At 36.7% G+C, this 26,786-nt stretch carries 15 protein-coding genes; 9 read left to right on the top strand and 6 right to left on the bottom strand.

Features of this window, described 5'->3' with window-relative positions:
• Positions 1-18 precede the first annotated feature (18 nt).
• Complete coding sequence (locus tag J7E57_RS10160) at positions 19-2,166, top strand: sensor histidine kinase (RefSeq protein ID WP_215127642.1); 2,148 nt, start codon at positions 19-21, stop codon at positions 2,164-2,166.
• Here J7E57_RS10160 and J7E57_RS10155 read toward each other — a convergent pair.
• Positions 2,153-2,992, bottom strand: a complete 840-nt coding sequence (locus tag J7E57_RS10155) for a helix-turn-helix domain-containing protein (RefSeq protein ID WP_215127640.1) — start codon at positions 2,990-2,992, stop codon at positions 2,153-2,155. The genes J7E57_RS10160 and J7E57_RS10155 overlap by 14 nt on opposite strands.
• Positions 2,993-3,275: 283 nt before the next feature.
• On the opposite strand from J7E57_RS10155, the gene J7E57_RS10150 reads away from it, so the two are divergent.
• The 4 genes from J7E57_RS10150 to J7E57_RS10135 all read left to right on the top strand — a co-directional run bounded on the left by J7E57_RS10150 (position 3,276) and on the right by J7E57_RS10135 (position 16,159).
• Positions 3,276-5,099 carry a hypothetical protein gene (locus J7E57_RS10150; protein WP_215127638.1) on the top strand — a complete coding sequence of 608 codons (1,824 nt, stop codon included), beginning with the start codon at positions 3,276-3,278 and terminating at the stop codon, positions 5,097-5,099.
• Between the two features lie 63 nt (positions 5,100-5,162).
• The gene (locus J7E57_RS10145) at positions 5,163-6,839 is read left to right on the top strand and encodes a hypothetical protein (RefSeq protein WP_215127635.1); all 1,677 of its coding nucleotides are present in this window, start codon (positions 5,163-5,165) and stop codon (positions 6,837-6,839) included.
• Between the two features lie 18 nt (positions 6,840-6,857).
• Positions 6,858-14,141 (top strand): hypothetical protein, encoded by a 7,284-nt coding sequence (locus tag J7E57_RS10140; RefSeq protein ID WP_215127634.1) that lies wholly within the window; start codon positions 6,858-6,860, stop codon positions 14,139-14,141.
• Between the two features lie 2 nt (positions 14,142-14,143).
• On the top strand, positions 14,144-16,159 hold the full coding sequence (locus tag J7E57_RS10135; protein ID WP_215127632.1) for a fibronectin type III domain-containing protein: 2,016 nt from the start codon (positions 14,144-14,146) through the stop codon (positions 16,157-16,159).
• Between the two features lie 354 nt (positions 16,160-16,513).
• On the opposite strand, the gene J7E57_RS10130 is transcribed toward J7E57_RS10135, so the two are convergent.
• The 3 genes from J7E57_RS10130 to J7E57_RS10120 all read right to left on the bottom strand — a co-directional run bounded on the left by J7E57_RS10130 (position 16,514) and on the right by J7E57_RS10120 (position 18,942).
• Positions 16,514-17,407 carry a phytanoyl-CoA dioxygenase family protein gene (locus J7E57_RS10130; RefSeq protein ID WP_215127630.1) on the bottom strand — a complete coding sequence of 298 codons (894 nt, stop codon included), beginning with the start codon at positions 17,405-17,407 and terminating at the stop codon, positions 16,514-16,516.
• A 290-nt stretch (positions 17,408-17,697) separates the two neighbouring features.
• Positions 17,698-18,060, bottom strand: a complete 363-nt coding sequence (locus J7E57_RS10125; RefSeq protein ID WP_057935321.1) for a nuclear transport factor 2 family protein — start codon at positions 18,058-18,060, stop codon at positions 17,698-17,700.
• 192 nt (positions 18,061-18,252) lie between these two features.
• On the bottom strand, positions 18,253-18,942 hold the full coding sequence (locus J7E57_RS10120) for a phosphonatase-like hydrolase (protein ID WP_215127627.1): 690 nt from the start codon (positions 18,940-18,942) through the stop codon (positions 18,253-18,255).
• 1,085 nt (positions 18,943-20,027) lie between these two features.
• On the opposite strand from J7E57_RS10120, the gene J7E57_RS10115 reads away from it, so the two are divergent.
• Entirely contained in the window at positions 20,028-20,672 is a 645-nt protein-coding gene (locus J7E57_RS10115; protein WP_215127625.1) for a hypothetical protein, read from the top strand.
• A gap of 2 nt (positions 20,673-20,674) precedes the next feature.
• Here the strand turns inward: J7E57_RS10115 and J7E57_RS10110 are convergent, their stop codons facing one another.
• Positions 20,675-21,133: a MaoC family dehydratase gene (locus J7E57_RS10110; RefSeq protein WP_029274701.1), complete on the bottom strand. Its 459-nt coding sequence runs from the start codon at positions 21,131-21,133 to the stop codon at positions 20,675-20,677.
• Between the two features lie 606 nt (positions 21,134-21,739).
• Between J7E57_RS10110 and J7E57_RS10105 the strand changes: the two genes are divergently transcribed.
• The 3 genes from J7E57_RS10105 (at position 21,740) to J7E57_RS10095 (ending at position 25,199) form a co-directional block, all read left to right on the top strand.
• Positions 21,740-24,196, top strand: coding sequence for a TonB-dependent receptor (locus J7E57_RS10105; RefSeq protein ID WP_215127623.1), 2,457 nt, complete (start codon positions 21,740-21,742; stop codon positions 24,194-24,196).
• Between the two features lie 219 nt (positions 24,197-24,415).
• On the top strand, positions 24,416-24,856 hold the full coding sequence (locus J7E57_RS10100) for a PaaI family thioesterase (protein WP_215127621.1): 441 nt from the start codon (positions 24,416-24,418) through the stop codon (positions 24,854-24,856).
• Between the two features lie 100 nt (positions 24,857-24,956).
• On the top strand, positions 24,957-25,199 hold the full coding sequence (locus J7E57_RS10095) for a hypothetical protein (RefSeq protein WP_215127619.1): 243 nt from the start codon (positions 24,957-24,959) through the stop codon (positions 25,197-25,199).
• 77 nt (positions 25,200-25,276) lie between these two features.
• On the opposite strand, the gene J7E57_RS10090 is transcribed toward J7E57_RS10095, so the two are convergent.
• Positions 25,277-26,557, bottom strand: coding sequence for a nucleoside recognition domain-containing protein (locus J7E57_RS10090; protein WP_215127617.1), 1,281 nt, complete (start codon positions 26,555-26,557; stop codon positions 25,277-25,279).
• Between the last annotated feature and the right edge of the window lie 229 nt (positions 26,558-26,786).

The following is a 26,786-nucleotide window of genomic DNA, read 5'->3' as shown; positions in this document are numbered from 1 at the left end:
TGACTTTATATATCAATGATGAAAAAATACCTATTTAGCAATTACAACATCGTTATTTTTTTTCTTTTCTTTTATTGTGCAGGGGTATTTGCCCAAAAACAACCAGATTTTCCTAAAATAAAGTCGGCAAATAATATTAATGATTATTTAGAAAAGTTACTTCTTTCGTGCGATTCTGTTTATTTGGCGGGAGATAATAAACTACTCGGAACAACCCTAACTACTGCATTTAAAATTACCCCCAAAAACGATGCGAAGCATTTGAGCCGTTTTTGGTTTTACAAAGGTCTTTTAACCGAATCAAGTACGGCTTCTTCTGATTCTTGTATCAAAAATTATGAACAGGCACTAAAATATGCCAAGCAGGTAACTGATACAAAAATCATTACACAATCTTTAGGCGCTATCTTGTCGCTTTGCAATCCGGAAAAGAAATCAGGCAAAGCCCGTAGGGATTCTATTGCAAAGGTTTTGCAAACGGTGGTTGATAGCAAAAAAGATAAATATGCTGTGGCAGTTGCCCTCTTGTTTATTTCGAGGTATTATAAACTGACCGGCAACGACGGGAAAGCACTTCAATATGCCCTAAACGCATTTTCAAATTACAAGGAATTATACCAGTCGAAAAAAATAAGCTCCGACGAAGTGGCGGATGCAGCGGTAATCGTTTCTAGAACTTATGGTAATATGGACCAGGAGGCTAAACAACAGGTTTATTTGGAGGAAATGCGCAAGTATTTAGTTAAAAATAAGGTTTTGTTGAGCTATTATTATTTGTATACTGCCAAAAACTTAGTGATCACAAAGAAAATGAGCGAGGCAGAACTATACTATGATAGCTTATTGAATATTTGCAAAAAATACAACAATGCCGAATTATGGAACAACTGTTTAGATGCTGATATGTACTTTGCGCAGGGTTTTATCAAATTCGGTAAAAACAAAGAGGCCTTAAAATACAGTACCCATGCCAATATAATAGGTGAAATCTGGGCCTTTGATTTTTATAAAGCGCAATTAAACTATGTGAATGGAAAAGTATACCTGGCCTTAAAGGATTATGCAAAAGCATTGCCTTATTTTAAAAAAGCCGAACCGTTGGCGCTTGCCTGGAGCTATCAGGATATGCGCATCTTCACTATAGAAAACATAGCAAATTGTTATGCAGGTTTAGGCAATTGGGAGCAAGCATATGCCTACAGCAAAAGACTAAGCATGGTTAAAGATTCTTTAACTGCAATTGATACCAAAAAAATATTCGCTGAAGCCGAAGAAAAATATCAAAATAAAGAAAAGAAGCAATTGATCGATATTCAGAACGAACAACTGCTATTTGCCAAAAAACAAAAATGGTGGCTCATATCAGGTCTTTTACTATCAGGTTTGGTTGCAGTGTTATTATATGCCATTTATAGGAATAAAAAGCAATCGGCCAATATTTTAGATCAAAAAAACCGAGAATTAGATATTCTAAATAAAAAACTTAATGAATCCAATTTAACCAAAACAAAATTATTTGGTATTATTTCTCACGATTTGCGCAGTCCTGTAAGCCAGTTATTCACTTTTTTAAAGCTCCAACAAAAAAATGATATCCAGGTCTCTGAAGAAGAGCGGGATCAACACCGACAAAAATTAATAACATCTTCGAAAAATCTCTTAGAAACAATGGAAGATTTGTTACTCTGGTCTAAAAGTCAGATGGAAAATTTTGAACTCGACATTGACGAGGTTGATTTGGCCCAATTGTTCAGCGATACCGTCTTATTGATGCAAAATCAGGCCGATGCCAAAGAGATAAGGCTAATCACAGAAATTAAAGGGATAGGTAGCTTAAACAGTGATCAAAATTTATTGCTGATTATTTTACGCAATTTGGTACAGAATGCAATCAATCATGCTTTTAACCAAACAACAATTTATTTAAGGGCAGGTGTAAATCAAAACAGCCAGATTTATATCGCTGTAATTAATCAAGGTGAGGTAATCCCTGCTGATCAGATCCAGGCCTTAATAGATAATAAGCAGGTAAAAAGCAAATCATCTGGTTATGGGTTATTGATTGTTAAGGAACTTGCCTTAAAGATTAATGCAGCATTTAACATCAGCAGCGGTATCGAAAATGGTACCGAAATTACCTTGGTTTTTAAAACTAGAAAGGGTTGATTGAAAGATTATTTTTTTGGCTTTCATAAGGGAATGACCTAAAATGGTCTTCATCATCCGTAATAGTGGGTATGGTACCCGAAAACTGTTTAAAGTCGCGGATGAGGTGCATGTGGTCAAAATAACCACAATGAAATGCGATCTTGTTCCACGATAGGTTTGGATGTTGTTCTTTAAGTTTATAGGTGTTAGAAAATCTAATTAAACGCCCAAACATACGCGGCGAAACACCAATTTTATGGTTACAGAGCCTTTCAAACTGCCGCAGGCTTAAACAGGCGAGAGAGGCCGTTTGTTCTATGGTCAGATTACCGCCCGACCGGATAAAAATATCAATGGCCCGATCAAAGGGAGATGCCGTAGGTAAGCTGTTCAGTTTTTCCTTAAGAAAGGATTGAATGATCTGGTTTTGCATAGGGGCCGAGCTTGCTTCTGCTAACTGTTCGCTTAATATAGCTGCATAGTTTCCTAAAAATAATTTTGCATCGTAACAGGTGTTCAGCACTTCATTCTGAGGTACGTTTTCCATCAAACTGTTCCAGCCAATAGGCTTAAATTGCACACATACCGCCCGGTGTTTTTTGCCCAGATTCATGATCGTAGAAAATAAATGGAAGCTGGCCAGAATCACGTTTTCTCTTTCCACCAATTGCCCGTTTTCATAAGCGCTGATTTTGTCTTCGAGTATAAAACATAAGCAAGACCTGTAATCGGGAACAATTGTGATCTCTTTAATGAAATCTTCGTTGAAATTGAGGTCTATAACAATAATGCTCTCTACATATTGTTGCAAACTTGGTTCAGGCATAAAATAGGTAAAACCCATAATATTTTGACCTTTTAAGGTGAGAGGTTAAGGATAATATTTACAATATCCAAGTTAAGTATTTATATCAGAATTTTACACTTCTCTTTAAATTATATGCATTTGCTTGAGGTTGTCGTGTTTGTACTATGTGCCAAACCTTATTCTGGTATAAATTTGATCGTGATCGTGTGGATTACAAACGCCAGGCAAACCCTTTACCGATTATTTCGTTCCGTTCATCGATTAGGTTCCAAATTGTTGTGTATAGGGCAATATCTTCAATCAATCAAAAATTACCCATATGAAAAATTTTTACGCTTTCTTAATCATCTGCCTTATTGCTATCTTATTTAATTCGTGTTCTGAAACTGGATTAGAAGGGCCAGAAGGGCCAGCCGGACCACAAGGAGTGGCAGGAAATGCTGGCGCAGTAGGCGCTGCAGGCAAAGATGGCAGCATCATTTATAGTGGAACAGGCACACCTCCGGCAGCGCTTGGCGCAAATGGCGATTATTATTTAGACCGGGCAACAGGAAACCTTTACGGCCCAAAAATAGCTGCTGGCTGGGGAACACCAATTACTTTAATGGGTATAGCGGGTGCGAATGGCACCAACGGAGCCAATGGTGCTAACGGTACAAATGGCGTTAACGGTACAAATGGAACCAATGGCAGCACCACCTTGAGTGGAAATGGCATTCCATCTTCATCGGCTGGTATAACAGGAGATTATTATCTTGATAAAACCAATTATCAACTATACGGACCAAAAACAGCCACAGGCTGGGGCATCCCGATTTTATTGCGTGGTGCTGATGGTGCACAAGGCCCATCAGGCGCTGCAGGTAAAGATGGCAGCATTATTTATAGTGGTGCGGGCGTTCCAGTTGCTACAGTAGGAGCCAATGGAGATTATTATTTAGATAAAACGACGGGTAATTTATACGGACCAAAAACCGCCGGGGCTTGGGGCACACCAATTGTACTTAAAGGCACTAATGGTATAAACGGGGCTAATGGCACTAACGGAACTGATGGTACAAATGGTACGAATGGTACGAATGGAGCTAATGGTACAAACGGAACCAACGGTACAAATGGTAGTACAACCTTAAGCGGAAATGGCACTCCCGGATCAACTGTTGGTATAGCTGGCGATTATTATTTAGACAAAACCAATTATTTATTATACGGGCCTAAGGACAATACAGGCTGGGGTGTTCCTATTCTTTTGCGTGGTGCAGCTGGCGCGCAGGGACCTACTGGACCAGCAGGTGCCGATGGAACTGTTATTTATAGTGGAGAAACGGTTCCAGACCCTAATTTGGGGAAAAATGGAGATTTCTATATTTCAAGGCTTCCAGTTATGATTTATGGCCCTAAAACAGCTCTTTTTGGTTGGGGTGACGGTACCAATTTAAAAGGTGCGGATGGAATTAATGGCACAAATGGTACAAATGGAACCAATGGTGCCAATGGAAATAGAATTTTAAGTGGAGGCAGTTTTCCGCAAAATACATTAGGCAACGATGGTGATTTTTACATAGACTTAACAAGTTATGTTATGTATGGCCCTAAAACAGGTGGTGCTTGGCCTTTTCCGGGTACACCTTTAAAAGGTGCAGATGGGAATGCTAATGTAGTCTCTTTAGAAACGCCCGATAATGTAACCTTTAACTGGAGTGGTGAAGGTGCTAATTTTAATACCTATGCTTTAAAGAAACATGGGGTTTCATTTAACGATACTACATCGGTATTTAACATCCCCGCCATACATTTAACTGCTGTAAATAAAGGTATTGTAATGGTGTATATGCGAAAAACAGAAACACCGGGTGTTTATAGCTGGAAACAGTTGAACTATACAGATTTAAGCCAAAATCCAAATCAAAATTTAATTTATAGCTATTCGTTGAGGGTTGATGCAACTACCGCAAAAGTTAGAATTTCATTTTATAATGGATTTGGTTCAACTTTCACTGCCTATCCAGTTGATAAGGTTAGGATAGTCATCATTCCACAAAGTACAACAGGGGTGTTAAGTATAAATCCTAATAATACACCATTGTTGCAGACCATGCAAAAGCTCAATCTAAATGACAAGGATTTTAAAGCATTAAAGTGATCACATTCATGTAGCTGATTAAAAAGTTGCTGATTATTCTTTATTCCAACAAACGTAGAATTTATGAAACGTATATCACTTTTAGTGTTGTTTTTATTCGCTGCCTGTTATTTGGCTAAGTCGCAAGATTTAGGTCAAATAGCAAAGCAAAAGCCATTTGCCATAAACGGAACCGTTGGCCTTGGGCTTGGCACTTATAATGTAAATGGTATTCCGGCCAGACAAAGGGATTTCTCTTATATTTTTAATGGAGCACCAACTTTAACCGTTTACGGTGTATCCTTCCCATTTTCTGTTGTAGTTAGCGATCAACAACGAAGCTATACGCAACCCTTTAACCAGTATGGCATTAGCCCTGCCTACAAATGGATCACTTTTCATGCGGGCTGGCAAAGTTTAGAATTTTCGCCATTTACCTTGGCCGGGCATAATTTTTTGGGTGGAGGCATAGAACTTAATCCTGGCAGATTGAGGTTTGGATTTGTTTACGGCCGGTTTAATAAAGCGATAGAAGAAGATCTGAATCAGCCGCTCGCTTTGGCACAACAGGCCGCTTATAAAAGAACTGGTTACAGTACCAAACTAGGTTGGGGTACTGAACGTAACCATGTAGATCTAATTTTTCTGAATGCCAAAGACCATGTAGGTTCTCTAAGTGCTACACCAATTTCTACTGAGTTAAGCCCATCAGAAAATATGGTGCTGGGCATTTCTTCAAAATTTAGTTTTCTAAAACATTTTGTTTTTGATATGGATGTTTCGGGCAGTATCTATACCCGAAATGTATTGTCGGATACCGTTAAAAACTTAAAGTTGGATAAAGTTGATTTTATTAAAGATCTGATTACGCTCAATTCCTCTACCCAATTATTAACGGCTGCACAAACCAGTATTGGTTACAATGCCACTAGCTACAATGTAAGATTCAGATACCGTAGGGTAGATCCTGATTATAAAAGTATGGGCGCTTATTATTTCGAAACGGATGTGCAGAATTATACGGTTGAGGGAATGTTGCGTTTAATGAAGGGCCAGTTGCAATTGGGTGGAAGTTTTGGTCTGCAAAATGACAACATCCTGCACGATAAATCAGTCCGGTCTAACCGAAAAATTGGCGCTGCGAATATCTCGTTCAATAAAGCTGATTATGGTGCAGACCTCCGCTATACCAATTTCGGGATCACACAAGATCGGGGATTAAATCCCATTATAGATATGTTCCGTGTGGCCAGAACCAATCATAATTTAAGTGCCATGTTACGTTATAATATTAATAACGAAAGCATTAACCATGGTTTTGTACTCGTTGGTAATTTGCAATCGCTGGTCGATTTAAATGAATTAACGAAGCCCAATAGCAAATCGAACAGTAAAATGGCCAATTTATCTTATCAGTTCGGTCTGCCCAAAAAATCTTTTAGCGCCAATGCCAATTTAAGTTATACGGTAGCAGAAGTAACTTTTGGCAAAACCATTTTTTACGGACCAACATTAGGCGTTAGCCAAGCGCTGGATAAAGGTAATTTGGGCTTAAGTGCTTCGGTTAGCTATCAATCGCAACGCAATAACAACATCGATGCTGGGAATATTTTCAATGTAAATTTTAACAGTTCTTATCGCCTTGGCAAAAGAAATGCAGCCAATTTAACGCTCAATTATTTAAAGAGCAATTCAAAAGATGTAACGCTTCCTTCATTTAACGAATTGAGGTCAAATCTTGGTTTAACACATTCCTTTTAAATTTTAACATCAATTGCTATGACTAAGTTCTCCCCAATTATAAAGCGTTTTAAAGGAAGCACAACTTTGCTTTTGATTGCCTTTTTAATGATGGTTTCATGTGGTTTGTTTGCACAAGTTAACATCAATGTTAGCATTTCGCCGCCCTATTCGCCTTTTTATGCAGATTATGCTGGCCAAAATGCATCAAAAGTATTATTGATTGTGCAAAATCTAACTTCGACCCAGAAAAAAATTAAGCTGACTGGTCAGTTAAGTGGAGACAATGGCATCACAATCTCCACCAAATCAACTTATACTCCTTTACAGCCAATCATTTTAAATCCAAATGAAACCAAACAACTCAACGGACTGGCTTTAAAAGATATTTTCGATTTAAATACACTAAATGTATATGGAATTGATAAAGTAAAGCTGGTGCGGACCTCCCGGTTACCTGAAGGCAATTACACTTTTTGTATCCAGGCAGTAGATATGACAACAAATCAGGTTATTTCTACAGGTGCTCCATTGGGTTGTTCGTTCATCAGCATTATTTATCCTGATGCGCCGGTATTGATTAATCCATCAGCTAATAGCTCAATTCCTGCATTCACCGGTCAATCTTTTGTTTGGGGGAATAATTTGCCACAATCAATAACAGTGATGTATCAATTTCAGGTTGCAGAGATGCCCGATGAAAGAAAAGATCCTAATCAGATTTTAAATGCAACCTCTAGGTTAAAAATTGATAGAACAATAGTTAATGGTACAAGTACAACATTATTGCCATCTGATCCACCACTAATAGAAGGCAAACGTTATGCCTGGCGTGTAATTGCTTCAGACCCAACTGGGAAAATCATTTTTAAGAACAATGGAATAAGTGCTGCCAATGAGTTCAGGTATGGAGAAAAACCTTATTTCACTTCAACACTTCAGTTAGATACGCCCAAAGCGAATATCTCCATTAAAAATTTAGACGACTTAAAGTTTAACTGGACTTTCACCGATAATTCTTCCAAAAATGACAATGTTGGTTTTTATGACGGGCCAGTTGCCATGAAACAAAACAATTTTGGCGTTACTGCTAAATACGAATTGCACATTACTAAAGTAAAAAATGCAGAAGATTTAGCGGCCGAAAAGAAAGCAAATTTGACTAAAGGATTGGGCGCTAACAAGCAAAATGCACCAAAAGATAACGGCATTTTTATTCCTGTTAATAAAGAAACTATAGATTTTAAATCATCGCCAGCAATGGCTGCATATATAAAAGACGGTAACAATTATACCTGGCAAGTAAAGCATATAGCAACTGGTGTATTATCAGAAGAAAGAACATTTACGGTAAAATCTGAAAAAATTATTACAGATTATACAATCGCCTTATCAGGCACTTTGCAGTATAATTTTTATGATAATTATGCAACGGGCTTTAACAAAATAAAGCAAGATAAAGAGCTGAAAATTAAACTCGAAACGCAATTGCAGAATGCAAAATCTAAACCTGAGTTAATGAAAATAAAAGCAGAGCTTGATAAAAATGTTGTTTTAACAGAGCTGGAAAAAGGTTTTCCTGTGGCCAATAAAAATGTACAGATATTAAAAGTTCAATTGTTGGCACCAGTTTTTAAAGTAACCAAAAGTGTTAAAGTGATGGAAAACGGTGTCGAAAAAATATATTCAGAGGAGCAGGATAGCATTGCATCGGTAAGCGATTTATTAACCTACCCTTATGGCGCACCAACAATTCCATCGGCAACAGTTGTAGCAACAGGTAAAACCGATGGGATGGGGAATTTTAAAATTGATGTTCCAATTGATCAAACCCGGTTTAAAGTTTCAGAACCCCTAACTATATCGGGTAAACGCTACGCTTTTGTAGAAGGTTTAGTGGTGAAAATAGACGATAATCGCCTGTCAGATCCAAATTGGTTTGTGGTACCTAATGCAAATAATAGAAGCATTACCTTAACCGAAAACACAGTTGAAGCATATAGTTATAAAGTAAATACCAAGCTAACTACAACAGCGCAACGTAATTATAAAGGCAAATTATATATCCTCCGCAAAGCCGAAAGTGTATTTAATGGCGAGGTCGAAAACATAATTGGGCAAACTAAAGAAATACCCATTTACAAATCTTCAACCGTGTTGGGTAAAGATATAATTAAAAAAAGCTCCAAAAGTTATGTAGTGGTTGGCAGCACTGATATTAACGAGTTAGATGCAAATAATTTTAACACTTCTTTTTCAAACTTAGTAAGCGCTGTAAATGCAAACGATACTTATACGGTATTTTTTGAGCCAACTGATGAATTAGATGCTTTATATTTTAGCCCACAAACCGTAAGTAAAATTGGTGGTAAAACAAATGCTTTTGAAGCTACAAATTTTGCCAATAAAAACTTAACAGAAACCGTTGAGTTTGGGCCAAAATTCCTTTCTATGAACGTTTCTGGTAGGTATGTTTACAATTGGAAAAAACCGTACGGCAAAACTAACATACCATTGCCATTACCAGAAGGAACAGAATTAAAACTGGTAAAAGGAAACTTAGCTCAAAAAGATTTTTTTAAAGATGGAACCATTTTGTCAGATGAACGCGTAATAGCCACGACCACTGTTAAAAAAAATGGAGAGTATTCTTTTAAAGTGGGCATGCAAGATTACAATACCTTTAACGATGGGCAAACCTATAATTTAGTTGTTGTAATTCAAAGTAATCAGTATTATTCACAACCTTATCCCATTCCTTATAACCAAAACGAAAATATTAAAGTACCAGAGTTAACCGCAACGGTACAACAATATAGTTTCAAATCTAAACTTGCGGTAAATAATGGGCCGGGTGCTACACCGCCAATTACGCCAATAGGAGGTATGGATGTTTATTTATGCCGAAAAATTGGCGATGAAGTATCTATTGGCCGACCTGTAAATGATGGCGACCCAAATAAAGGAACCTATTTCAAAAAGATTTGGGAACGCAAAAATGCATATAATGAAACAGAGAAATACGAAATTATAGATAAAACGGTTTCATTTGGCTCTGCCGGAAAAGAAGGTTATTTTGCTTTCGATAGATTGATTGTACCAGCCGATATTAACGATAAGTATTATGTTTTTGCCGAGCCAATAAGCACAAGTCAAGACAATTACATTACGCAAGATGCTTTTTCGGTTACCAGTGTGCTCAATTTCGAAACACAAAAACAAGGTAGTTTTACCGATCAACAAGTCTTTTCTACACAAGATTACAATATTGGATACACACACGTACCCGTAGTTCCTTTGGCGCCTTATATAGACGGAGCCGTTTACCCAAGCAGTAAGGCAAGTACATCCGTATTATCAGGTGTTCATGTAGAGCTTTTTAATATGTCTGGCTTATCAAATACAGCAACCAATAGCCAAATCGAAACTTATTTAAAAGGTAAAACACCACAAAAAGATCTTATAACCGGCACAAATGGTCGTTTCCTATTCGAAAACATTAACAGTTGGTTATACGATAGCTGGAAACTACTCCGCCTTACCAAAAATGGATTTTTAGTTACCTATAAAGTATTAAACAGTGGTAAACCATTGGTAAAGGGGCAACGTGAAAATCTGGGTAAAGTTTACATGGATTTACCAATTATGTTAACTACAACAGTGGTTGATGATAAAGAAAATACAGTAGCCGCCCGCATTATTGTTGGCGATGATTTTAGCTGGAACGACTATAAACCCGAAACCGGTAACCCTACAACGCTACAATCGCCAAAAGGCAAAGTAGCTTTTACCATAATTCCTGTAGATAGAGCCAATTACAAAACAACCGTTGTTACGTTAGATAATGTTATAGCAAACCAAACCGTAAAGTTTAAGGTTAAAAAGAATACCCGCAACATTACGGTGTATTGTTATAAAAAAGGAACAAAAATCACATTAGAAAGTACGGTAACAGTTTTAAACACTGGTAATTATTTGCAAACTAAAGGCACTTTTTTAGGGAAAAATTACAGCTACGTGGAAATTGCAGCAGGCGGTAGCCAGTTCGAGTTAAAAATAGTACCAACCGATAAAAATTACACCATCGCAAAAACACAAGTACATGTAGATGGACTTACAGATGTAATTGTTAGCGTAGAAGTAGAACCTGCAGTTAGCATAACAGTTAATGCCCAAGAAGTTTTCGGTAATTGGGAAATTAAACCTTTAAATGGTGAGTACAATACCTACGTTGAAGGCATGGATGAAGATGAGTATGTTAAAACCAGTAAAAAAGTAACTATAGTAACAAACTCAGCTAAAGAAGAAATTATAGTAGTACCGAAAACAGATAAACTACCCAAAAAGATAAAATTAGGAGCGCTTAAAAAAGCCAGCACAACTGAAATGGCGTCGGTAGCACCTAAAAATAATAACTATTACAGCGCTGTGCAGCAAAATGATGATGATTTAGCTAAAGATATGATTTCGCCCGATGGCGCTACCCAAACAAAAATCAATCGTTATGATGATAATGCGATAACAGAAAATGAAATAGCCATACCAAAAAATGAAGCAACTTTTTCTACCGAAACCTATTATACCATAACGCTGAGCAGGTTGCCAGCCAACAGATCATTCACAATTATTGGTACTAAAGCAGATTATATTGGAGGCACACAGCCCATAAACCCAGGCGGTGCAAACGCAAATGTTATGCTCAACTTTGTAAAAGCACCTAATATGAATGTAAACAGCATGTATGGTTTTCCAATCGAACTAACCAAAGCTCAGTATGTAACTAATGCACAATATAAAATATCGGGCAAGTTAACGCCAACAGGTAACGTAAGCGAGAGCACGCTAAAAAGAAAATATGCAGATACCAAACTTGAATTTACCGATGTTTTGGTAAACATCAATCAAGCACCATCAGGACAGGAAAAAGATCGCTATTTTACCATAGCAAACGGAATGGTTTTCAACCAAAATAATTTAGATGCCGTTTTGTTCTCTAAATACACTGTCAACATCCTCAATAAAGACGGTTTAATTTTGGCTCCTACAACAGCTACAACAGCAAGCATTTCAGGAAAAGTAGGATTAGATCCTGCATCCTTAGCCAAAGGCGTAGAAACCTCATCATCAGATAATGTTGGTGATAATAATTACCTATATCTCAACAATGCAGGCGCATCATATACTGTACTCACTTCTCTTCCGGCAGATAAAAAAGCCAATTCCTTATACACATTTTCTACTGCTCAATCAGATTTAGCAGCTTCCCAATACTTAGTGTCAAATAATACACGATCAAAACCAAAGTTTATTGGGGTAGATGATATAGTGGTTACACCCGATGGAAACGTAACCCTAACCAACACAGGTATTTCATTTTCAGGAACCCTAACAACCGATTTAGCCTACACAACCAGCAGAGATGTACAAGCAAAAGCAAACTTTACCTTAAACGAAAATGGTTTTAAATCTACTAATCAACAAAAAATTACCATTAAATTAAACCAATGGCAATTAGATGCACCAACCTGGACTTTTGGCTCCGAAGGGCTTACCCTTAAAGGCAGTCTTAACGCCTTAGGCTTAACTTTTCCTTTCTCAAACTTAAAAGTTAGCCGCACTAAAATTGGTTTTGGAGAGTTCGAAGTAAAAAGCCTAAAACTATTAAACGCATTTCCGATTACCATAAACGGAAATGATGTGTACACCAGTTTTGGTTACGATAAAGGATACTCAAAAGATAAAGGCGCATGGTCGGTATCGCTCATCACAAAATCGGACATTATCTCATTAGCTAGTCTAAAAGGGTTGCCAGATTTAGATCTAACCGATGAAATTAAAATCAATAATATTAATCTTTATGATACAGGAAACGAAAACGACACCAGAATTTTACTGTCCGAAAAACAGCCAGCAGTTACCTTAAACGGCATTGCAAAATACAAACCAAGCACAGTTTGGGGCGGCGCTGATTTTGTAACTTTCAGAGGCGATTTAAACATGGATATTCCAGGTTTCACTGGACTAGATTTAGTAACCTACGATTTAACCTACAAAGCAGAAAATGGCAAGTTAGCACATAAACATGACGTGAAGTTTCAAAACTTAGGGTTAGATACCAAAGGGATAAAAGTAACATTTGATGGCGACCAACGATTTAACGACGGTGAACTTTACTTAAAAGGTTATTTAACAGATAAAGACCTTAAAGGCAAGTATAAAATTCCTGTAGAACTCACTAAAACAAAAACCGAAACTAAACTAACTGTACCAAAAGATACCAAAATATACCTTAATGAAGGAGAAAAAGCTGGAAGCTATTTAGATAAAGCAACCGGACAAAGCATGGTTGTAGGTAAAGAGTGGCAATACTTTACCTTCGGTGGCGACATGACAGGGGCAAACGGAATAGCACCATCGCCTATGAGTTTTACCATAAAAGGTGATATAGTAGCAAATCCATCTGCCCTTGGCGTAAATAATATGAGTGCAGGCGGCGTACAAGGTTTAAGTATTGTGTACGATTTTACCGAAAACGCATTAATTGGATCTGGTCACCTTAACCAAAATACAGATTTTGCCAGCTTAGATTTAGATGCAGAATTAAAATTAGGCTCCAGCGAATGGTACATTTTTAGTAACGGTCTGGCCGATGTAAAATACACGCCATTTACAGGCATAGGCGTTGGTTTTATGGTGGGTAATAAAGCCTTAACAGAAACGCAAAAAAACTCATTTTATAAACATTTTGGCAATGCCGATGTAACCGATGCTACAAAAACAGCATTTACAAAGGTGCAAGGAGTGTTGTTAGTCGTATCGGCCGAAATGCCAATACCGCTCTTACCTAGCTTCGATTTAGATCTCGATCCTGTTGCACACTGTTCATTTACTCACGGTTTATTTGCCGCGGCATATTTAAAGGCAGATTTCACCTCAAACCCTAAGGATATTGCCATCTCGGTAGGCGGCAGAGTAGGTGCATTTGTAAAATTAAGCGCCGGTGCAAGTATAGGTTTAGCTTGTGCAGGTATAAATTTAGGTGCTAAAACCTATGCAGATATTAATGGGTATTTAGCACCACTTAAAGGGGAGTTTTCTGCAACAATGGGGCTTACATTTGTATTAGAAGGTAGCGCTTATGTAGGCGGAGGGGTTTGTAATAGCAGTTGCGAAACACCTTGCGTAAGTATAGGTTTTACAGATATCTGTAGTCCAATACCTTGTGTTAGGGTAGGCCTTAATAAAACACTGGTATTAGGTGTACAAGCAGGAGTAAATAACAAAGGTATTTTCATTTCAAATCAATCTAAAACATATCAATAGTTATGAAAACGTATAGAATTCCAGTAGTTAAAAGTTTATTGATTATGCTTTTCGTACAAATTGGTTTACAGGCCAACGCTCAAAAGGAAGGTAAAGTTGCCTTTAATGGGTATAAAGGCACTTATATATACAATTTATTTAAACCTGCTTCTGCCGAACACCCAGATGGAGATGTAGTAGCTTTTCGTTTAGATAGAAAAGCACAAAATGAATCCGATTGGCAAGCGCTATATAAATTTAGTACCCCTTCTAATTACGAGGAACTAAAGAATAATTATCAGGCTGCAAGAAATAAAGTTTTTGAATACAATCCAACTACTGCTTATACAGCAGATGAGGTGTGGCCAATATTTAAAAAGAAATTTAATTACGATTCGCTTTCTGTTTATCTTACTCAACAGCCATTAGCAATTGCATTTAATATTTTATTGGTTGATACTACTGCGAAACAGAATGTGGTTTATCAATACAGGGTAATACAGCTTAAAAGAGATGGAACCGAACAGCATAAATATACCTCAACTCCTGTTTCTGCTAATGATTTTTTCATAACCAATAAACCAAAAAGCGCCAATAGAAAAACCACTGGAGATGTATTTAGAATAGAATGGAGAGCTAAAACTACTGCACAGATACCGGAAGTTTTATTGGTGAAAAGAAGCGATGGCGTTAAAATGCCGTTCAATAGAATTTTAACAACCTATAATATTGAGCATCGTGGTGATAGCATAATATACACCGTAGAAGATAATCAAGTGAGTAAAGATGTGCTTTATCAATATACCATTAGTCCGGTAAACCGTTTTGGTGGTGGTGCAAAAATACTTTCAGATACACTTCGGGTAGCTTCTTTGGATCAACAAATGTTAATACCTAAAATTTTTACGGCAACTGCCGATTCTATTGGTAATCACATAAAATTAAATTGGGCTTTTATAAAACCAGATTATGTGAGTGTGGTAAATATTTATCGCTCAACTGAATATGAAGGTGGTTATAAACTTTTAGCCTCAACCGCTGGATACAATTATATTGATAAAACCATTATCCCTGGCCAGAAATATTATTATTATTTAGTGGTTGTAGATAAACTTGGAAGAGCTACAGAAAGAGGGATTAAAATTTACGGCTTAGTTCATCAAATCAAACAATCAGATCCGCCAGCAAATGTTGTTGTTAGAAATGTGAATAAACATAATGTAGTTAGTTGGACAGATTATAATAACGATACCCGTGGATACTATGTATATCGTACCAACGAAGTTGGGGGAGACATGAAATCGATTACAGAAATGATATATTTTGATGAGAAAGCCAAAAGAAATTACGTTTATATCGATACAACAAGTAATTTATCACCAACAGTTGGCTATGCCCTTGTGTCTGAGAATTTAAGTAATACCAGAAGCGGTTTTTCTAAAATTATTTACCTAAGTAATCCAAATTTTCGCGTTGCGGCACCAGTTATCGTAGATTTTAAAAAAGATGGAAAAGGTATTTATCTTTTTTGGCAAGATACAACTGTTGTAAAACAGATAGCTGGTTATAATGTTTATCGGAAATCTGGAAATTCATCTTATGTTAAAGTTAATAAAACACCTGTTCTAGGCTTCAAAAATACATTTAAGGATGAATTTCTTTTTAATGATATGGAAGTGAGCTATAAAATAACTGGTGTAACTGACGCAGATAAGGAAAGCGAATTTAGTAATGAAATAACGGTAAACACGAGTCAATCGGTTTATGCCCCAAATTCATTAAAATCCTTTACTGGCAAAGATAATAAAAGCATCATTTTACAATGGCAACCCTCACAAAGCGAAGTAGCCAAATATGAAATTTATAGATATGTAAGAGGTACAGACCCAACAAAAATAGCTGATGTTAATGCAAAAGTTTTCACATACATAGATACAAACTTCATTAAAGAAAAAAATAACTATTATTTTATTAAAACGATAGGTGTGAATGGTAAAACGTCATTACCATCTGTAGAAACTTATGCAGGTAACCGTTAAGTTAAGTAAGCAATTGTATGGCTTAATGAATTAATAATTCGGGAAAATAAATTTTCGCTCAATATTCGGTCTACATTTGTAGGCCGTTTTTTATTTTTTAGCTAAGGGCACATCATCCATCGCCATATCTGCCACTTCTCGTAGGCCCAAAAACCTCATGCAAATTGAGGGAGAATTGTAAATACCGACATTCTCGTGAAAACGAAACGAAAAAAGGATATTTAAGATTCCAGATCAGATTAAAGACAAGGCAAAGCCATGAATACTCCGTGTATCAGTGCTTCCGTGGTTAAATGCAAGGTATTTCATATTAATTGATCAGCATATAAAGCTTTAAAAAATGAAATAGTGCGATTAAACGCTGTCGGGAGAAAATATCAAAGGAAAAAACTGCCCTTCCATTTTATGTCCTGCACCAATAGGTTCCACTCCCTTAAGTAAGGCTTCGTCGGTATTCGATTCGGTACCGTCAGTAAATACATTTAAAACGAAAGCACTTCTTGAACGTGGTGATTTATTTTGGAACGAGCCATGAACCATTAATGGGTGGTGAAACGTAGCATATCCCTTTTTAAGTTCGATTGGGATTGGATTAAATTCTGCTTTCTGCTCTTCCGTTAAATACTGCATTAAGCCTTCCATATCCCCAGCTAAATCTGGTTTATCTAACAAGCCCCAATTATGGCTTTTAGGTACATAATATAAACAACCGTTTTCGGTAGTTGCATCATCTAATCCAACCCAACAGGTTAAATGTTGCATGGGTCCGGTGCGTGTCCAATAAGAATAATCCTGGTGCCAGGCTACAACTCCTCCGTGTTTTGCTGGTTTACAGAACAATTGATCGTGCCAGAAACGTACACCTCTATTACCTAAAATTTGACTGGCCGCCATCGCAAAAGCGGGATTCCATACCACATCATGAAAGCCTTCTGTAATTCGCCAGGCGCCTAAAGCATGAAATAAAACTGAATTAGGATCTGCAGATTCATTGCTGTGAAACTCATGAAACAGCCCATTTAACGGGTGTGCAGGATCTATAATTTCTGCTAATTCTTTGTTCAATCGCTCAACTTGCCATTCGTTCAATAACTTTACATCGCTAACGTATCCAAACGTCTTAAAAAAATCAAGTTGCTCGTTGCTGAGCTTGTACTGTTCCCACTCAGAAGCTTTGGTGGGCCATTTAAATAGATCGGAAATGAGTTGATGTTTTTTTGAAAGGTCTTGCAGATTGGGTATGGTCATCAATTTTATACGTTTTATGGTTAGAAATTGCTCATTTATTTAAAGGTAATAAAACATTTTCCTTCACAGAACAGGCAGGGCAAATTTGATTCTAATTTTTTCCCGATAAGCGGTGTTTTACGATTTAATGAGCTAATGCGGTGTAACCAATTTCAGGTAACAAGTGATAAATATTTAACATTGAATTAATAATCGGTCATTAGTTTTGCGGTATAAATATTTGGTTAGTATTTATAAGTTTAGGTTAGTTGATTATAAAAGCCCAGATGGATATCGGGGCTTTTTATATTTTAACCCATGCGATAGAAAAACTCGTCGGCTACGATTTTTCCATCTTTAACCTCATAAACACAGATTTCACTCATGGCCATTCTTCCATGGGCTTTATAAGTGGCATCAATGTTCATTACAATAGCAAAATGATTGTCTGCTACAATTGGTTCTGAGCACGAAGAGCTATGTATCTCTTCAACACTTTCTTCCCATTGTATGGTTTTCTTTTTAACGGCATCTTTGCCTTCTGTTAATTCCATTGGCGAGCCTTTTGGCTCTTTGCTTACAACGTTATCGGCGTAAAGTTCATCAATGGCTTGTTCGTGTTTGCCTTCACGGCAAAGCTGCACCAGTTTGTCAGCTACTTCCTGTGTATTCATATGCTTATATTTAGTTGTGATCTAAGTTATCTAAAAATAAACGCTTTACCTGGTTAAAAGGTTTTATGTTTAGGTTAAGTTGCTGTACCAGACTCAATAGAAGAGGGGGCTGATTTTATGTTTAATTGCAATCGTTTGCCCCCATTTGTATGTTAGCATATACGGTTGAAATTATTTAATCATTTCGATTATTTAGTTCTGCTTGGTTACCATAGCATAGATTTCCATTAAATTGTCTATTACCTCATCAGGTTTAGCTTTTTCTAATTGTTTCTGCGTATGCGCGCCTGTGGTAATGCCAATGCTTAAGCCGCAACCTGCATTTTTACCTTCTTCAATATCAATACTTGAATCTCCAACCTTAACAACCGATTTACCATCGGTAAGACCATGGTGTCTCATTGCCAATAAAATCATATCCGGTTCTGGCCTGTTTTGGCCAACCTCAGAAGCAGTAACGAGTGTATCGAATTCGGTACCTGCCTTCCAGCCCAGTCTGCTCAGTATAGCCTCTGCGGTAGCCCTGTCGTAACCTGTATTAAGTACCAAAATTATTCCTTCTTTCCGAAGTTTCTCAAAAAGCTCAATCGAACCAGGTTGAGGTAAAATTTCCTCAGTTTCATACGCCAGTTTCAGTTTGCCAATAAATTTTTCATATATATCGAAAACCATGGCTTCATCAAAAGAACCTTCGTAAGTTTTAAGTACCGATCTGATTGCTTCTTTCTTTTCCTTTCCTGCTGCAACAGCAAGAACCTGATCAAGGGTATATGAAAAACCAGCGGCATTTATTGCATCCATCAGGGTTTTGTAAACCAGGTTGTTTTCGTTCACTGTAGTGCCAGCCATATCGAATACTACCATTTTAATTTCAGGGTACATCTGCTTTATATTAAATTGGATAAATTAATTTTTTGAACTTTATCGTCAAATATACCATCGGTATTTTTACTAAACAAATGTTTAGTAATAGTTAACATTTAGATTAACATTTGTTTACTTTAGCTAAACATTGAAAATCATTTTGCATTATTGTTTTTCATCATTAAGAAAGGATGGAGCAGGTAGCCAGAATTAAATTAACAGAAAAAGATAAATATGGAAAATACAATCCTAATTAGTTGCGAATTTACATTGCTCAAAGAAAGTATTCAGAAAAACCAGTTAACTTAAGAGGTTAGCGGGACGTTAATTGTAAAATCGAAAATATCAAAATTACTTGGATCATCTTGTGCATTCGCCAGTAAGATAGACCGTTAGTAGTTCTAAAATAAATGTGCAAAAAAGGCGAAGGCACGCCTGCATACCCAAGATTTGATTAGCTTGAGAATAGAATATTTTACGTGGATCATTAAAATGATCTCTGGTTTTTTAGATATTGATCATGTGATAATCAGTATGGTTTGTTTTAAATTATAAAGCTTAATATAAAAATGTTGTTCGTTTCTAAAATGATGCACTTCTATTTTTTTTATCCGTCCTGAATATGATTCATATGTAATATAATCACCCTCCCGGAGCGTTTGAAGCTCAGCACGGCTGGTCCATCTTTGTATTCTCATATTTGTGATAAACTGGCTCCTATAACAGGACCAACATTAAGGATTGCTGAAAGAGAGCGCCCTTTTTAACAGGATTTTCACCCGTTATTTGTCAGTATAGCTTTTATTTACTCACATAGAACATATGTTATATTAGTTTTACGCATACATTAAAATGGTTTGTTTGGTACAGTAAAATAATCATCTAAAAAAACGTTTTTTTGTAATTCGGTAACTCGAATAACTTTATAAAAATAGAAATTCTGCCAGATGTCTTAAATGTAGGTAATCATTAAAACAATATAATTGCTGGCAAGAATATACTTTTCTATAGCACAGCTTAAATAAATGTAAAGTAAATTGTTCGTCAATTGTGATTGCAATAAACCGTTAATTCCATAATTTGCATTTGATTAATTGTTGGATATGAAAAATAAAATTTTGCCTTTTTTTGGGGTTATTTTATTCACTTGTTTTAGCTGTAACTCAACTAAAAATCTGACGGCTTCTCATGCTATCGGTACAACTGCTGAGCAAATAAAGGATAGTGAAAGAATAGACGGCAACCGGTTAATTGATTCACTTTTAGCTGATCGGTTTAGTTACAACAAAGCGCTGATTCAAGATGGTTTTAACTCGGAAAAACAGCCCCCAAAACCCACAGCAATCATTAATAATACTCCGCTCAAAACCATATCCTTTAATGGATTGAATTATTTAGTTAAGGATGGTAAAGTTGTTGATATTAAAGGACTTAAGTTATCCGCGTCAGCACTGTCTATAATAACCGAAAAGTTAGCATACTTAGATCAGATTCAGTACAATTGTTGTGAAAAAGCAAACCTGGAATACCAACAGAAAAATCGCGATATGAATGCCATTAAAACACTGGATCGCCAGTATTTTGCAGCACTGAATACCTTAAAAAATATCATTTCAAGCGTATCCACCGAAGCCAGAAAACGGAATGCATCTGTATCGATAGAAATGTCGCTAGCCAAGATCAAGTTACCCGATATCAAGAATCCCGATATGAAAACTAAGCGTAATTATGTAGCCAAAATTGAATGATATCAGATGAAGTGGTACAAGAATACAACATCGCCCACATATGCTGGTTTGGGTTGGTCTTTAATCACAAGCGTTGCTTGAATCGTAACTTTAGTTATTCCCCTCAAATTGCTAATGCAATTTAATTTTGCTTTTAATTGCACTTCGCTATCCACTAAAACTGCCTGACCAAATTTAAAACGTTCAATACCATAATTGATTTCCATTTTAATATTACGTACATCCGCAATCTGTTTCCATAAATAAGGAATTAAGGATAAGGTTAAATATCCATGTGCTATTGTTGCCTTAAATGGCCCTTCATTTTTAGCTTTTTCCGGGTCGGTGTGTATCCATTGGTGATCTAAGGTTGCATCGGCAAATTTATTAATCTGTTCTTGGTCTATGGTATGCCATTGCGAAACACCTAGTTCTTTACCTAGATGTGATTCATACTCTTCGAAATTATTAATCACCAACATATATTCTGTTTATAAGATTAGTACTGTTTAAAACTCCTTTAGGCATAACAATCCTTCAGGTATTATAGTTTTATTCACTCTTTTGTATTCAATTATAATCATAATAACGGTGTATTTGCAGGATATGGTGAAAATATTCAAAAGATTTTTCTGTCCATTTTGCATTGATTTATGAACAGCAAGTGCAGGTTGTTTATAATCAGCTAGATAAGTATTATCGCTGTTTACTCAAAATCGATTAAATTTTAAAAAAAAGAAGTAACTGGAAGCAAAGGATGCTAACCTGACCAATGGGCTGATAAATGAAGCTGGAGGAAATGTAGTATGAGATGGAGAATGTAAGAGGAGAGATGTAAAATGGATGATGGATGTCTTGCTAACTATTATTCGGTTTCGGAAAATAAAAGCGCTTTACTCATGAAGTGAACCCCAAAAAGTTTTTGTCCAACTTTTTGGGGTCACACCACTCAACGCTAAGCACTTTTATTTTTTGTTTAAATGTTTTGATTTTAAGGTTGTTAAATATTATCTAAATATTTAATTTGATATATTTAAATTAAAATTTAGATTTGTCTAAAATTATATTTAGACAAATCATTTCTGTTCATGAAACCATTCTTACTATACTGCTTCTGTTTTTTTATATCGCTAAATGCCATCGCGCAAAAAGTTATGGTTAAAGGTTTGGTCACCTCCCAAAATGAACCTGTAGAAAATATCACCATTAAAGTTTTAGGATCTAAGGGATCCACCAAATCAAATGTTTCCGGTACCTATCAATTAGGTGGTATTCCATCCGGAAATTATGATCTCATTTTTTCGGGTATAGGTTATCAGTCCAAAAGAATCAAAGTAACGCTAAAAGGAGATACTGCACTGGTTAACGCTGATCTGTTAAGCTTAGCATCTGATTTAGGCGATGTGGTAATTACCGGGGTTAACCGGGCCACACAGCTGCGTAAAAGCCCCGTACCTATTGCAGTCCTCTCGAAAAAATCAATGGACCAAAATGTGAATACTAATCTGATCGAAGCTATTGTTAAAGGCGTTCCTGGAATTACAGCTGTTACCACAGGGCCAAATGTTTCTAAACCCTTTATTAGGGGTTTGGGGTATAACCGTGTGTTAACTTTGTATGATGGTTTGCGGCAGGAGGGACAACAATGGGGCGATGAACATGGTATTGAGGTAGATGAATATGGTATTACCAGGGCTGAAGTTGTAAAAGGTCCAGCCAGTTTAACCTATGGTTCTGATGCCTTAGCAGGTGTAATTAATATGATTCCTTACAGCCCGAATTTTGAAGATGGTAAATTGAAAGGCGATTTTACAGCAAATTACCAAAGTAATAATGGGATGATCGGTTCGTCGCTCGGATTGGCCTACATTAAAAACGATTGGAAATATACGTTTAGGGCGACTGGGAAAACAGCACATAATTACCAAAACAAAATTGATGGATTGGTTTACGGAACAGCTTTTAGAGAATACAATCTATCTGCCAGTGCCAGGGTAGATAAAGCCTGGGGTTCTTCTAAAACTGCCCTCACCTATTACGATAATTTAATGGAAATTCCTGATGGTAGCAGAGATTCTTTATCACGACGATTTACCAGGCAGGTTTTGGATGACGGAGATGATATTAAAAACAGGCCTATTGTACCTGAAAGTGATCTGAATAGTTACTCAATTAATCCCTTGCATCAGCACATTCAACATTACCGGTTTTATAACACCAGTCAGTTTAAATTTGGAACAAGTGATTTAAATTTATTGATTGGCGGACAGCAAAGTGTAAGGAGAGAATATAATCACCCAACATGGCCAAGTCAAGCCGGACTTTATGTCGTGTTAAACACTTTTAATTACGATCTTAAATACAACCTGCCCGATTTTGCGGGTATCGAAAGTACTATCGGGGTAAATGGTATGTACCAGGGAAACAGGAGCAAAGCTGCTACCGATTTTCCAATTCCCGATTATGATCTCTTCGATGTTGGTGCCTTTTACTTCGCAAAGAAATCGATGGGTAAGGTAGATGTTTCCGGAGGGATTAGGATTGACAGAAGAAATATAAATTGGGACGATTTTTATGTGGGTACCAATGTGCAAACCGGTTTCGGTAAAGAAGTGAGCTCAACCGATGCCACTGGAAAATTGCAATTCCCTTCTTTTGATAAAAATTATTATGGCTTATCAGGAAGCTTGGGTCTAACTTACAATATTTCCGAAAAGCTATTAATTAAAGCCAATATTGCGAGAGGATATAGAGCTCCAAATATTACAGAAATCGGCTCTAATGGATTAGATCCTGGTGCGCATATTGTGTATTTGGGCAACAGAACCTTTAAGCCAGAGTTTAACCTCCAGGAAGATATTGGCATTATTGCCTATTTGAAAGATGCCGATATCAGCTTGGAGCTGTTTAACAACAATATTCAGAACTATATTTATCAATCGCGTTTAACCGATGCCAACGGAAATCCAGTGGTTATTGTCCCTGGTAATTTAACCTATCAGTATCAGCAATCAAAAGCCAGATTGTATGGTGCAGAAATTTCGATAAATCTACATCCTGCAGATTTAAAATGGCTAAGTTTCAATAATAGCCTGGCTTATGTGGTTGGGTTGAATCAGAACCAGGAACTCTTAGATAAACACGGTAGGGATGCAAAATATTTGCCTTTTATTCCGCCATTGCAAGTAAGAACGGAGATTAAGGCAACTGTGCAAAAACCCATAGGTATTTTTGATAAGCCTTATATTAAAGTTGATGCTGCTTTTTTCGCCGATCAGAATAGATTTTATGCTTTAGATAATACCGAAACCTTTACCGCTGGTTATACTTTAATTAACGGAGGCATAGGATCTGCATTAAAAACTAAAAAAGGAAAAACTTTGTGTGATATTTTTCTCCAGGCCGATAATATTTTCAATATCGCCTACCAGTCAAATTTAAACAGGTTAAAATATTTCGAATATTATAACCGTTCGCCCAATGGCACATCAGGAATTTACAATATGGGCAGGAATTTAAGTTTCAAAGTGATAATTCCAATTTAGGAATGAAAGAACTATAAGAAGATTGTGGTAATCATGTTTTAGATTTAATGTTTCGTTTAGAAAATGGGAGGTATTATATCTTCCATTTTCTTTTTAACTGCTAATTAAACCTTTCTTCTCTTAGCCTTTCCATTCTATGGTCTATGGTCTATGGTCTATGGTCTATGGACCATTTTTCCTATTTTTACTTCAACCATCATACATTAAATGTTTACATCCATGGAATCCTCTTTAAGCGAACAGCGTTTAACTTTTTTAAGGCAATCAATTGGCAAGGTAATTACCGATTCGCCCTCTAACTTTATGAATTGGCTGGCTCCTGTTTTAATTAAAGCTGAGCATGGCATATTGGTTTGCCAGTATACCATCCGCAAAGAAATGACTAATCCCTATCAAATTTTGCATGGCGGTGTAACAGCAGGTATTATTGATGATTTAATTGGCGCAACTGTTTTTACGATGGGATTAAACGAACGGTACACCACTGTAAATAACTATATCGATTATTTTGCCACTGCAAGTGAGGGCGACGAAGTTGTTGCAGAAACCTCGATTGTAAAAAGAGGGCGCACGATATTAAATCTGCAGTGCGAGATATTTTTACCCTCAAAAAAGCGTTTAATAGCTAAAGGCTATTCGAACATGTTAAACATAGGTTAAGCCTTTTCAGATAGTTTAAGAATTAATTATTAATTCCTTTAAATTAACGAAACATTCTCGTTTATAATTTGTTGTAATTTAACCAAAAATATAATGAGCCATGTTAGAAAATTATTCCACCCTGCAATTCATTGTTAGAGGCAAAATTTTTAAGGGATTTTGCATGCGTATTCAAGATGATTTTCACGAAACTTATGCCGTTGTTTTAGATGGTTACCATTCTTTTTGTATCTGGTTAGATAACAAAAGTGAAAAGTGGTGTGCCTCTAAAAATGTAGCCATTGATCCAGATGCTATTGATGAAATTATTTACAGAATTTCCTCTCCGCAGGTTTCGCAGTAAAATCACATTTAACCTAATGCTCATAAAAAAAATCCCTATTTGGCTTATACTGTCAGATAGGGATTTTTTATTGTTCATTATTTTAGTCCTGGCCAGAATAAATAAGCCATCGTTATTGCCGTAATTACACCTACCAAATCGGCCAATAACATCGAACCAACGGCATAACGCGTATTCTTTATACTTACCGATCCGAAATAAACCGCTACTACATAAAAAGTGGTATCAGAAGCGCCCTGAAAAACACCTGATAGTCTACTGGCAAAAGAATCCGGACCATTTGAAATCATGGTACTCACCATCATACCCCTTGCCGCGCCACCACTTAAAGGCCTGATCAAAGCTGTGGGCAGGGCATCAACAAAACGTGTATCGGCTCCAAAAAAAACAAAAGCCTGCTTAATTCCGTTCATGACCACATCAAAGGTTCCACTGGTTCTGAGCATGCAAACGGCCACTAATATACCCACCAGGTAGGGTATGATTTTAATCGCGGTCTCAAATCCGCCTTTGGCACCTTCAATAAACGAATCGAAAACATCAATTTTCTTGTATAGTGCGCCAAGAACGATCAATAAAAAGATCAATAAGATGATCCCACCACTTAACAAACCAGAAAATGATTTTATGCTTTCGGCATTTAGCTTACTCACATACCAAACCAATGCACCGATTACAGCTGAGATACCCAATACCCAGGTGATGATTGCTGGCTGAAATATATTTATTTTTTGTTTAAAGGAAACAATCAGCATGGCTGCCATAGTTCCTACAAAGGTTACAATCATGCAGGGGATAAAAATATCGGTAGGGTCAGAGGCATTTTGTGTAGATCGGATGGCGATTACGCTCACGGGTATTAAGCTTAGGCCTGCCGCATGCAAACATAAGAACATAATCTGTGCATTGCTTGCGGTATCTTTATTCGGGTTTAATTCCTGAAGACTTTCCATTGCTTTAATCCCAAATGGAGTAGCTGCGTTGTCTAGTCCCAATAAATTTGCCGAAAAATTCATAATCATGTGTCCCATCGAAGGATGTCCCTTTGGGATATCCGGAAACAGTTTAGAAAAGAAAGGGGCAATAATCTTTGATAACAAACGGATACCTCCAGCTTTTTCAGCAATACTCATAAAACCCATAAATAAAGCCAAGGTTCCAACCAATTCGATACAAAGTTTTACGGCAATTGAACAGGTTTCGATAATTCCATCTAATTTTAAAGGATTTGCCGGATCAGACGATTTACCGATCACCATCCAGTTAAAAATATCGCTTTGCCCGAAGAAAAAGCACTTAATACAGGCTACAACAATAGCTACAATAATAAATGCCGACCAAATTCTGCTTAATGCCATTAGGAATGTTTAGTTTTTTGCTTTGAAGCGGTTAAAATACCTTTTTTAAGCGAAAGATCATAGAAAAGAGTTCGGAGTTGGGAGGCTGGGGTTTGGAGTCATTAGCGATAACCATATTTATTCTAGAGGAATAATAATGTCTTTATAATATTATAATCGAAAAAAATCCATAATAAATAGCTACTGCTACGTATTATGGATTTAAATTTTTCAGCTATCTGTTATAAAC

This window comes from Pedobacter sp. ISL-64 (genome assembly GCF_018613605.1).
GTDB lineage: Bacteria > Bacteroidota > Bacteroidia > Sphingobacteriales > Sphingobacteriaceae > Pedobacter.
This window is presented reverse-complemented; position numbering and strand designations above follow the sequence as displayed.